This is a genomic window from Algibacter miyuki, assembly GCF_030409805.1.
GTDB lineage: Bacteria > Bacteroidota > Bacteroidia > Flavobacteriales > Flavobacteriaceae > Algibacter > Algibacter miyuki.
In genome coordinates this window covers 568203-580885 of sequence record NZ_JAUFQP010000010.1, presented here as the reverse complement: position 1 = coordinate 580885, position 12683 = coordinate 568203, and the positions used below count along the sequence as shown (strand labels likewise).

Sequence of the window (12683 nt, the reverse complement as noted above, 5' to 3'; positions counted from 1 at the left end):
TTTAAATTGCGGTTAGAAAATTAAACTAATTCACATTAGAGCAATGAAAGAATCTTTGAACAAAAATCTCCAAAATCCAATGGAGAATATTGACGATTGGGAAGACAATTTATTAGACCGTTATCCAGATCCGGAAGACGCTAAAAAAGAAAAAGAGGAATTTAGAAATTATGTAGATTCTGAACGATTAGATACCGTGCGCGAATTTTATAAGGTGAATCACGAGTTTCAAACGTACGATTTTGTGTGTAAGAAAGAAGCTGAGTTTTTAAAGTTCGATAGAAAAGAAATGTCTATTTGGGAAGCCGTAGACTTTTTAAATACGTTGGTTGATGATAGTGATCCTGATATTGATTTAGATCAGTTACAGCACCTTTTACAGACATCAGAAGCTATTCGCGCCGACGGACATCCCGATTGGTTTGTGCTCACAGGATTTCTTCACGATTTAGGTAAAATATTATGCCTGTTTGGAGAGCCGCAATGGGCTGTTGTTGGCGATACATTTCCGGTAGGTTGTGCGTATTCAGATAAAATTGTATATCCAGAATTCTTTAAAGCAAACCCCGATTATAACGATCCGCGTTACAATACTAAATACGGCGTTTATACTCCAAATTGTGGATTAGATAATGTGAAAATGAGTTGGGGGCACGATGAATACTTATACCAAATTCTGAAAGATTATTTACCAGATTCAGCGTTGTATATGATTCGTTATCATTCATTTTACTCACAGCATCGTGAAAACGATTATACGCATTTAATGAATGAAAAAGATGTGGAATTATTCGAATGGGTAAAAATATTTAACCCTTACGATTTATATTCAAAAGCACCAGTACCACCAAATGCGGAAGAACTTTTACCGTATTATAAAGATTTGGTCGCGAAATATTTACCAGATACATTGAAGTTTTAAAACTTCGAAATAGATTATAAAAACGCTGAGTAACCTTGGCAGCTATAGTTAATTTGTCAAATTAAGATGTGATATCTGTAATTTGACAAATTAATTTATGTTGAAATTTTCGACTTTTAAATTTCAATACCAACTAACCACTAAACTAACTATATGTACACTGCGCTTACGTTTATAGGCTTTACACTCTTTGTTGCTTTTTATTCTTGGTACAAACTTCGGAAAGAAAAATTAAACTCAAAAGACGGCTATTTCCTTGGAGGAAGAAGTTTAACAGGTGTTGTTATTGCGGGGTCTATGTTGTTAACCAATATTTCTACGGAACATCTTATCGGGATGAATGGCTCGTCGTATAAAAATGGATTCATTATTATAGCATGGGAAGTAACTTCAGCATTAGCTTTAGTAGCTGCAGCCATTTATTTTGTGCCCAAATATTTAAAAATGGGTTTAACAACCATACCCGAATATTTAGAAAAACGATTTGATAGTACCACCCGAACTTTGGTGGCTTTGTTTTTAATGATTTCCTTTATTGTAACCTTATTACCTATAGTATTGTACACCGGTGCCATAAATTTAGAAAGTATTTTTAACGTATCTGAAGTATTAGAAGTTTCAAAAAAAGAAGGACTTTGGATTACCGTTGTTGCCGTGGGAATTTTAGGTTCTATTTACGCCATTTTCGGAGGATTAAAAGCTGTTGCAGTTTCTGATACAATTAATGGTTACGGACTACTTATTGGAGGTTTGGCCATTCCGTTAATTGCTTTAGTTAGTATTGGTGACGGGAATCCTTTTGAAGGTTTAAGTAAAGTATATAATCATAGTCCGGAAAAATTTAATGTGATTGGTGCTAAAGATTCGGTATTACCATTCGAAGTGTTGTTTACGGGATTAATTATCAATCAGCTGTATTTCTGGAGTATGAATCAAACCATTATTCAGCGTGCTTTGGGAGCTAAGAATTTAGTTGAAGCTCAAAAAGGACTGCTGTTTACTGGTGTTTTGAAAATATTGGTACCGATTATAATTATTCTACCAGGCGTTATTGGGTTTTATTATTTTGGTGATAACATGTACGAAAACCAAGATATGATTTACCCAGAATTAATTAAAAAAGTACTGCCTGTAGGCCTAGTAGGTATATTTGCTGCTATTGTTATGGGAGCTGTTTTAAGTACCTTTAATAGTGTTTTAAATAGTGCTGCTACTATTTTTAGTATCGATGTTTTTAAGCGTCATTTCGGGAAAGATTGTAGCGATAAGAAATTGGTGAAAGTGGGGAAATTAACCTCTTTAGTTTTAGCTGTTTTTGCTATTTTGGTAGCCCCAATGGTGGCCAATGCGCCAGATGGTTTGTATCAATTGTTACAGCAACTTAATGGTATTTTCTTTATTCCGATTGCTTCTATAATGTTAGCAGGGTTTTTTATAAAGAAGATATCGGCGATGGGAGCAAAGGCGGCTTTGTTTGTTGGTTTAACGTTTTATATTTTAACCACGTTTATATTTAAAGTTGATATTCATTTTGTTCACATTTGGGGAATAGAATTTGTTTTAAACCTGATCGTAATGTTTGCGGTATCTTACTTTTATCCACCAACGCAAGAAATGCAACAGGATAATATTTTATTTGTAGAAATGAAAACCTGGAAATATACCAAGCCTATGGCTATTTTCCTTTGTGTAGTAACGGTTGCTATCTACATATTATTAGGAAATGTATCATAAAAAAAAGTGATTGTTTCATGCTTTAGATAAAAGAGTAGAAACAATCACTTTAATAAAATGACTTAGAAATAGTATGAAGTTATTTATTCAAAACCACTTCTAAAGGTGTGTTAATTTGTTTAGAAAACATATCTAAATAAGCTTCCCATTCTTGGCTGTTTTTAAATTGGTTGCTTTCGCTCCAAGTAAAACCTGCGTAATACACCACTTCGTTATTAGTCACTTTTAATTCCGCGTAAGCGTTACTTAAATCCTTTTGTTCAGTATCATAAGTATTGTAGCTTAAAAATGTTCCTTTAGGGGCTACAATAGCTGTTGCTAATTCGGTTTCGAAGTGTGGTTGCCAGTAGCTAACCCATCCATTTTCATCACTTCCGGTAACTTTACCATCTTTTTCATGTAGGGTTAAGCCAGCATAAATAGTATCGGTACCTTCAATACTTGTTGTGAATTTCGAGAAGTTGTTTCCTAAATCTAAACTAATAGTTTTAGATTCTTTTATCAACTTTCCGTTAGCATCCCAATTTGCATACTCTAAGTGAAAACTCGTTCTAAGTGGTCCTGTAGTAATGGTGCGCCATTTTGTGTAGTTTTTAGAGAAGTAGTAAGTTGTATCTGCTTTTACAGCAATACCACCAACACCTCTACTAACCCCTACGTGGAAATTATCGCGACCTTCCGGAGAAGCTTCGTGATAAGCGCCAGGTTTAATAGCGTTCTTTTTATACCAATTGTTAATAATTGGATATTCTACTTTTTTCAACCAGGCATCTACACCACTAGAAAGTGTTCCACCAGGTGTGCCATCTTCAATCATTTTTTGAGCAACAGGTCCATAAACACGAAAAGCTACTTTGTTGTTTTCCCATGTATAATCGTCTGTACGTTCTGGTACAAAACGAGAATAACAAAGTTCTTCAGCTTGTGGCTTTTCAGCTTCTGTAATGGTTACAATTTCAAATGTTTTTTCTGAATTTGCAGCTATTTTAGGTTGAAATAAAATTTCGTCCATTGTACCGTCACCATCATTATCTACCGTTTGCGTTACTTGTAAAGTGCCGTCTTTAGCATCTCGAATTCCAACAGTTGTTAGATCGGTAACATTTAAAAAAGTAGATGTTAATTCTACTGTTTCAAAAGTTTTTTCAAAATCTAAAGTGTTTTTTACAACAATTGATTTTGTGTCTTCTTTTTGATTACATGAAGCAAGTATGGCGGTACAAAAAATACCGGCTAAAATTTTATTTCTGTTCATAATAAATAGACTTTAAATTAATCTTCATTTGCAGGTTTTCCGATAGTCGCTAAAATACCACCATCAACATATACCACTTGCCCGTTAACGAAATCACTAGCTTTTGAGCTTAGAAATATTGCGGCACCTTGCAAATCTTTTGGGTCTCCCCAACGTGCAGCAGGTGTACGGTTAATAATGAAATCGTTAAATGGATGACCATCGACACGAATTGGAGCGGTTTGCGTAGTAGCAAAATAACCAGGTCCAATACCATTAGTTTGTATGTTGTGTTTAGCCCATTCGGTAGCCATGTTTTGCGTTAGCATTTTTAAACCTCCTTTTGCAGCTGCATAAGCACCAACAGTACTTCTACCAAGTTCACTCATCATAGAGCAAATGTTGATTATTTTACCTTCTTTACGTTTAATCATGCCTTTTACAACATGTTTAGACATAATAAACGGACTTACTAAATCTACTTTAATTACAGCTTCAAAATCTGCAACTTCCATATCTTCAAGCGGCGTTCTTTTAATAATACCTGCATTATTTACAAGAATATCAATGTTACCAACTTCTTTTTCTATAGCAGCTATGTTTTTAATAACTTGAGCTTCATCTGTAACATCAAAAAGATATCCTGAAGCGTTAATGCCTAAAGATTTATAATGTTCTACAGCTGTATTTAGTTTGTCTTGCGACGATGCACCGTTGATTACCAAAGTGGCACCAGCGTTACCTAAACCTTCAGCCATGGCTTGTCCTAAGCCGTGAGTACCACCTGTAATAAGGGCTACTTTTCCTGTTAAATCGAATAAGTTTATAGACATTGTTATTATTTTAATTCAGTTATTTTACAGTGATCCATGTCTCCGTAGTCTAAGTTTTCACCAGCCATTCCCCATATAAAGGTGTAGTTACTAGTTCCAGATCCAGAGTGTACAGACCATGCTGGAGAAATAACAGCTTGGTTATTTTGCATCCAAATATGACGTGTTTCTTGTGGTTGTCCCATAAAGTGACAAACAGATTGTTCAGCAGGTACATCAAAATAGAAATAAACTTCCATACGTCTGTCATGCACGTGAGCTGGCATTGTATTCCAAACAGAACCTGATTTTAATTCGGTCATTCCCATTTGTAATTGGCAAACATCTACTACGCTGTTTACAATATATTTTCTAAGTGTTCTTGCATTAGCCGTTTCAGGTGCACCTAATTGTACAACTTCTACATCATTAATTCCAATTTTTTTGTTTGGATATGCTTTATGAGCAGGTGTAGAGTTTAAGTAAAATAAAGCTGGTTCGTTAGCCGATTTGCTAGCAAAAACAACTTCTTTATTACCTTGCCCAACGTATAATGCTTCACGATTATCAAGTTCGTAAACTTCACCATCTACAGTAACTGTGCCTGAACCTCCAATATTGATAATACCTAATTCGCGACGTTCAAGAAAGAATTCTGCTTTTAAAGGGTCAATAGCCTCTAACGTTAATGGCGCTTTTACTGGCACAGCACTACCTGAAATAAAACGGTCGTAATGAGAATATACCAAATTTAAAGCATCTGGTTCCATTAAGTTATCAATTAAAAACTCGTCTCTTAATCTTGTTGTGTCGTAAGTTTTAACATCTTGTGGTGATGCGGCGTAGCGCACTTCATAATTGTTTTTCATCTTATCTAGTATTTGTATGTGATTTTTGTAAATTTTAAAACTTTGTAAATATAATAAATTTTATTGAAATACAATCGATTGGATTTTGTTATATTTGTGAAAATTAAACTGAACGAATTCAATTATTAGATTGAATATTAAACCAACCATACACGACATTGCTAAGGCTTTAGGGATAGATAGTTCTACCGTATCTAGAGCCTTAAATGATAGCCCACGCGTAACCCCTGTAACCAAAGCGAAAATTCTAGCAAAGGCAAAGGAGTTGGGCTACCAACGTAATATGTTGGCATCCAATTTACGAAAAAACGAAACTCATACTATAGGGGTTGTGGTACCTAGAATATCACGTCATTTCTTTTCTTCGGCTATTCAAGGTATTGAGGAAAGTGCTTATTTGGCGGGCTATAATGTTATTATTTGTCAGTCGCTAGAGCAATTAGAACGCGAAAAAAAGATTGTTTCGGGCTTAGTAGCAAACCGGGTCGATGGTTTATTAATTTCAGTTTCTATGGAAACTTTAAATTATGACCATTTAGAAATTCTGAAAAAAAGCGGTATTCCTGTGATATTCTTTGATAGACATTGCGCTATTGAAGGGGTAAGCTCTGTACTTATCGACGACTTTAAGGGTGGCTTTGATGCGACTAATCATTTAATTTCAAAAGGTTGTAAGCATATTGTACATTTTTCGGGACCACAGGCATTAGAAATATACAAAAACCGATTTGAAGGGTATAAGGCAGCACTGTTAGAAAACAATATTCCGTTTAACGAAGAATATGTAATAAGTTCTCGTCTTATGGAACAAGATGGTTATATTAGTATGCAGAAATTATTAGCTAAAAACCTGCCTATTGATGCGGTGTTTTCAGCTAACGATTTATCGGCAATTGGAGCAATGAAACATCTTAAAGAGCAGAAAATCAGTATTCCAGATGATATTGCTATTGTTGGGTTTAGCAACGAGCCGGTTTCCAGTGTTATAGAACCATCGTTAACCACGATTGATCAATCGGGTTTCGAAATAGGAAAAGTAGCCACGGAATTGATGTTAGAACACATTAAAAATAAAAAAACACCTAAAAAAGGACAAACAATCCTGATAGAAACACATTTAATTGAAAGAAATTCATCTAAAATATTAAACTAGAAAATTAGATTACTATGACACTATATCCATTAAAATTCGAGCCGCTTTACAAATACAGACTTTGGGGAGGCGAAAAATTAAAAACGCAACTTAATAAGGAATATACAGAAACAAGCATTGGTGAATCTTGGGAGATTTCGGATGTAAAAGGGGATGAAACTAAAGTATTGGAAGGAGATTTGCAAGGGCAAACCTTAAAGCAATTAATTCAAACGTATAAAGGTGCTTTTGTTGGCGAATCGGTTTATAAAGAATTCGGTGAAGATTTTCCTTTACTTATTAAATTTATTGATGCCAAAACGCCATTGTCTATTCAAGTTCACCCAAGTAATGAATTGGCAAAAGAACGTCATGATTCCTTCGGAAAAAATGAAATGTGGTATGTTATGCAAGCTGATAAAGATGCAGAACTTATTGTAGGTTTCGAGAAAGAAATTGATAAAGCAGAATACCAAAAGCAATTAGAAGATGATACCGTATTAGAGGTGATGCATCATGAAACTGTTGCAAAAGGCGATACATTTTATATTCCTACAGGGAGAATTCATGCTATTGGTTCTGGGGTTTTGTTGGCGGAAATTCAACAAACATCCGATGTAACATATCGTATTTACGATTACAATAGAGTTGATGCTACTACAGGAAAAGAACGTGAGCTACATAACGATTTAGCACTAGATGCTATCGATTTTACTTACCATAGCGATTTTAAAACCAGTTATGAGACTAAAGTAAACACGGCTAATACATTAGTGCATTCGCCATATTTTAAAACTAATTTTATTAAGGTTGAAAACACGTTAGAGAAAGATTATTCTCAATTAGATTCTTTTGTTATTTACATGTGTGTTAGCGGAAGTTTAGATATAGCATGTTCTGGTGAAAACTACAGTTTAAAAACAGGAGAAACTTTATTGTTGCCTGCAAGTATTACTGCGGTAACGTTAAAGGCTTCGGAAGCTGATTTATTAGAGATTTATCTTTAAAACTCAACAGATATAGAATAGATTTTAATTGAAAGTGTAAGGTGTTTTTTTAGAAAATACCTTACACTTTTATGAAATGTTTAAAATAAGGTTTAAGCTGTTGCTTTATTACAGCTTAAATCTTATATTTAGTACCTTTTTCAATTGAAAAAGGTACTAAAAAATACGAGACATTCTCTCTTGGCAATACATTAAATGTAATTGTTGCCCTACAAAGAGTTGATTTGAAGGAAAATGAAGCTAAAATGCTGTTGTTTTCACATAATTAATTGTTTAGGTTTGTTGAAACTTCTAATAAAACTAATGAGTTTAAGAAATTATGTTATTGCTTTAATTTGTTTACTGTCCAATGTTGTTATTGGTCAGGATAGCAATTTGAAATTTGAAAATTTAAATACACTAAACGGACTTTCTAGTAGCACGTGTACCGAGATTTTTCAAGATAAAGAAGGGTTCTTGTGGTTTGGTACTATTGATGGGCTAAATAAATACAATGGTTACGAGTTCGAAATATTTAGATCGATTTTAAACGATCCTACTTCAATTAGTAATAATAGAGTAAATACCATTACAGAAGATAATGAGGGAAACCTTTGGGTTGGTACCAATAATGGACTTAATTTATTCAATAAGCAAACCAATAGATTTATTCGTATTAATCTCTATAAAGATTTTGCATTATCAAATGGTTCGCAAAAAGTTATAAACGATTTACTTTACGATAGTATTAGCAATACCTTATGGGTTGCGACTAATATTGGTGTTATAAAAATTGGACTTTACGACTATAGTACTAATGAAGATAATTTTAAGTTTTCCTATTATTTAAGCGATCCTAATAATGTAAACTCTTTAGATAATAATGGTGTAAATGTTATTTTACAAGATGAAGATAACGTTATTTGGGCAAGTACAGATGGGGAGTACTTAAATCAATATAATCCAAAAAATGATAATTTTGATCGTGTTTTAATAGGGAAAAAAGAATCGTACGAGTTAGATCATATCACTAAAAAAGTTTTTATCGATCAAGATGGCGAGTTTTGGATTGGAAATGATTTATCTAATTTAATTAGATGGAATAAAAAAGAAAACACGTTTCAACATGTGTCTTTAGTTGAAGAAAACACCCCGATTTTTGATATTTATCAAGATAACGATGGCTTGTTTTGGATTTCTACAGATGTTTATGGCTTATATTCCTTTAAAAAAGTTAACGGTGAGTTGGTATTAGAGCAGCATATGGTTAATAATTATGCCGATCCCTTTTCTTTACCAAATAATAAGCCTTCAAAAATATTTCAAGATAGAAAAGGAATTTATTGGTTTGGAAGTTATGATATTGGAATAAGTAAACTTAATCCTTCTAGTTATTCCTTTAAACATTATTACTATCAACCAAACAATAAAAATGGCCTAAACCAGAAAACCATTCAGTCTGTATTGCAAGATTCTAAGGGACGCATCTGGGTAAGTGCATATTATGGCGGGCTTAATTTATTTAATCAAGAAGATCATACTTTTAAGCATTTCGGTAGTGATTCTAAGGATCCAAAATCACTGAGTTCTAATAAAATAATGTACACCTTTGAAGATCACGAAGGGTATATTTGGGTGTGTACTATTGATGGTGGGGTTAACCGCTTTAACCCTGAAACTCACGAAAGTGAAGTGTTTGTGCATAATAGAGAAGATTCGCTTTCTATAGGGCAAAGTTCCGTATGGACCGGTGTTGAAGATGCTAAACACAGAATTTGGTTTGGTTTAAGGCACGATGGTTTAAGCTTGTACAATCCTAAAAATAAACATTTTAAAAGTTACAAAAGTACAGATAGTGGTGAAAAGAGATTGCTTAGTAGTTCCATTCTTAGCACTTTTATAGATTCTAAAGAACGTTTGTTTGTAGGTACAGTGCTAGGCCTGAATGTGGTAGATTTAAATAGTATTGAAGGTTATATTCCAGAACATATTGAGTTTAATCATGTTAGAGTAAAAGGCTTAATTGAGGAAGGTATTAATTATATCACAGAAGATCATATAGGAAATATTTGGGTAGGGTCGGATAGTGGAGCCTATAAATTAGATCCCGATTTAAACCTGATCAAGTCCTATTCTTTGAAAAGTGGATTACCAAATAACCTAGTTGTTGGAATAAAAGAAGATGATGATAGCAATATTTGGATAGCAACTAAAGGCGGTTTATCGCTATTGAATCCGGCAACCGATCAAATTGTAAACTATAATACACATGACGGCTTGCAAGGGGCGGAATTTCAGTCTAAATCCATTACTAAAACTAAAGACGGACAAATTATTGTTGGTGGAATAAATGGCTTTAATATTTTTAATCCGAGGGAAATTGAAATCCCAGCTTTCGTTGATCTGAAACCGCAAATCATCAATCTCAAGGTGAACAATAAACCTATTGTAGCAGGAGATTCTATTAATGGAAGAATTCCTATGAATAAGGGGGTTTCAGAAACAAAAGAATTAACCTTAAAGTATAATGAAAACTATATTTCATTAGAATTTGTTGCCTTATATTTTGACAATCCGGAACAGGTTAAATATGCTTACCGTATGGAAGGCTTGGATAATGACTTTATAAGTTTGGGAGCCAATAGAGTGATAACGCTTTCTAATTTAGAGCCTGGTACCTATAGGTTTGAAGTAAAAGCGAGTATTAATGGGCAATGGGATACGGCAAAAACGTCTTATCTAAACATTATAATTTCGCCACCTATTTGGAGAAGTTGGTGGGCTTATCTTATTTATATATTAATAGGTGCGTTAATTGTGCGTTTCTTAATGTATTATTATGAGTTGAAGGTGCAGGAAGAACAAGAGCACGAGCTCGACCAAATGAAATTACAGTTCTTCGTAAATGTATCTCATGAATTTAGAACACCACTAACCTTAATTTTAAATCCGGTAGATAAAATATTATCTAGTTTTAATGATAATCCTGAAGTGGTTAAAACATCTGCATTGTCCATTCAGCGTAGTGCCAGGCGATTATTACACTTGGTAAATCAGCTTTTAGATTACCGTAAAATGGATGTGGGTATGTCGCCATTACAACTAGAGAAAGGAGACATCGTGAAGTTTAGTCAAGATATTTTTTCGTTATTTACAGATTTGGCGTTTAAAAAAGAAATTAATTACAATTTTAAAAGCACTTCTGATAGTGTAATTTCTTTATTCGATTTTGATAAAGTTGAAAAAATAATTACCAATTTAATTTCTAATGCTATTAAGTTTACCAATAGTGGTGGAGATATTACGGTAACCATTAATAAAATAAACAGCAGTAAAAGTAAGGCGAATTATAAATTTTGGGTTAAAGAAAAATCAACCGAGTATGTCGAAATTATTGTAGAAGATACAGGGGTAGGTTTAGATAAAGAGCAAATACGACGCATTTTTTCTCGATTTTACAATGTAGATGTTACCAAAGCAGGAACAGGTATTGGATTAAATTTTACAAAAGGTCTTGTAGAATTACATGGTGGTGAAATACATGTTGAAAGTAAAGATACCAAAGGCACAAAGTTTATTATAAAATTACCACTAAATATTGATGCTAAGCCAGAAGATGTTGAGAACGTTAAAAATGAATTTTTAATTAACTCCATGAAAGCGGTAGAGTATGATATGTTGATCTCTAACGACGATCTACCGAATGCTAAAAGTGACGACGATGATGATGCCGCAAGCAACGACCCAAACAAACCGATGGTGCTTGTTGTTGAAGATAACAAAGAGTTGCGTGTGCATTTAAGTAGCGATTTAAGAGAAAACTACGTGGTAATAGAAGCTGTTAATGGAGTTGATGGTTTAAAGAAGGTGCAAAAACACTTGCCTGATTTAGTGATAAGTGATGTGATGATGCCTAAAATGGATGGTTTTGAAATGTGTAATGCAATAAAAAGCGATTTAGAAACCTGCCACATTCCTGTAATTCTATTAACCGCAAAAACATTGGTGGAAGATCGAATAGAAGGTTATGAGCATGGTGCCGACGGTTACATCTCGAAACCTTTTGTTACCAATGTATTAAAAGCGAGAATTAATAACCTACTAGAAGCTAAGAGAAGACTTAAAAAGCGATTTTCAGAAATTGGAGGTATTTTCCCATCTAGCGAGGTTACTACAAATAATTTAGACGAAGCCTTTTTAGAGAAAGCCACCAAAGTAATTATTGAAAACATCAGTGATATCGACTTTAAACAAGGCGATTTACTAGAGGTTATGAATATTGGCCGATCACAGTTTTATAAAAAGATAAATAATTTAACAGGCAGTAATCCGAGTAATTTCATAAGAACCATAAGATTGCGATATGCTGCCGAATTATTAACACAAAATAATTATTCAATAAAAGAAGTATCTCATATGTCAGGCTTTAATTCTACAGCTTATTTTAGTAAAACGTTTAAAGAATTGTTTGATGTAACACCAAGTCAGTTTATAGAACAGAAAGAAAAAGAATAGAATAGTACTTCGAAATTAGAATTAGAAGTAAGAAGTTAATGTTTAAAAAAACCTCAGATTAATTATTAATCTGAGGTTTTTTTATGCCTTAGATTAAGCAGTATGCGTTATTTGAATTATGTTGAACACTAAATAAATTGTTAATTTTAAAAGTCCAAAATCTATAAAAATGGGCATTATATTGATTTGATAATTAAAGCTATTTAATTTTATGGATATAATATATTATTAACAAGTATTTGTTGTAATCTGAATAAAAACAAGGGTTGAGACTGTTTTACCCCTTAAAAAAGCAATAATTTATCTCGAAGTAACTATAATTTATAGTATGAACAGGCTTTCTTTTTTATTTTTGTCTTAACAAATAGTTAACACTCATTAACAGACGTTAACATTTATCTCAAAACAGATTATCTCAATAAATTTATTTAAGAAATAAGTTTAAATCTGAAAAAAATCCGAACCTAATTAAATAACTA

8 protein-coding genes are annotated in these 12683 nt (G+C 33.2%); 5 read left to right on the top strand and 3 right to left on the bottom strand.

The genetic code is table 11. The features are described from left to right. The first annotated feature begins 43 nt into the window (after positions 1-43). Positions 44-922, top strand: coding sequence for an inositol oxygenase family protein (locus tag QWY92_RS10440; RefSeq protein WP_290270988.1), 879 nt, complete (start codon positions 44-46; stop codon positions 920-922). Between the two features lie 153 nt (positions 923-1075). Beyond that, positions 1076-2656 carry a solute:sodium symporter family transporter gene (locus tag QWY92_RS10435; RefSeq protein ID WP_290270986.1) on the top strand — a complete coding sequence of 527 codons (1581 nt, stop codon included), beginning with the start codon at positions 1076-1078 and terminating at the stop codon, positions 2654-2656. Between the two features lie 79 nt (positions 2657-2735). Here the strand turns inward: QWY92_RS10435 and QWY92_RS10430 are convergent, their stop codons facing one another. Genes QWY92_RS10430 through kduI form a run of 3 tightly spaced genes read right to left on the bottom strand, consistent with a single transcriptional unit; the run spans position 2736 to position 5571 of the window. Beyond that, positions 2736-3911, bottom strand: a complete 1176-nt coding sequence (locus tag QWY92_RS10430) for a BT3233 family polysaccharide utilization protein (RefSeq protein ID WP_290270984.1) — start codon at positions 3909-3911, stop codon at positions 2736-2738. 17 nt (positions 3912-3928) lie between these two features. Beyond that, the gene (locus QWY92_RS10425; protein WP_290270982.1) at positions 3929-4723 is read right to left on the bottom strand and encodes a gluconate 5-dehydrogenase; all 795 of its coding nucleotides are present in this window, start codon (positions 4721-4723) and stop codon (positions 3929-3931) included. Between the two features lie 5 nt (positions 4724-4728). Continuing rightward, positions 4729-5571, bottom strand: a complete 843-nt coding sequence (gene kduI, locus QWY92_RS10420) for a 5-dehydro-4-deoxy-D-glucuronate isomerase (protein ID WP_290270980.1) — start codon at positions 5569-5571, stop codon at positions 4729-4731. Between the two features lie 130 nt (positions 5572-5701). On the opposite strand from kduI, the gene QWY92_RS10415 reads away from it, so the two are divergent. The 3 genes from QWY92_RS10415 (at position 5702) to QWY92_RS10405 (ending at position 12204) form a co-directional block, all read left to right on the top strand. Beyond that, complete coding sequence (locus QWY92_RS10415) at positions 5702-6724, top strand: LacI family DNA-binding transcriptional regulator (RefSeq protein ID WP_290270978.1); 1023 nt, start codon at positions 5702-5704, stop codon at positions 6722-6724. Between the two features lie 14 nt (positions 6725-6738). Next, entirely contained in the window at positions 6739-7710 is a 972-nt protein-coding gene (locus QWY92_RS10410; protein ID WP_290270975.1) for a type I phosphomannose isomerase catalytic subunit, read from the top strand. 303 nt (positions 7711-8013) lie between these two features. Next, complete coding sequence (locus QWY92_RS10405) at positions 8014-12204, top strand: hybrid sensor histidine kinase/response regulator transcription factor (RefSeq protein WP_290270972.1); 4191 nt, start codon at positions 8014-8016, stop codon at positions 12202-12204. The last annotated feature ends 479 nt before the right edge of the window (positions 12205-12683 follow it).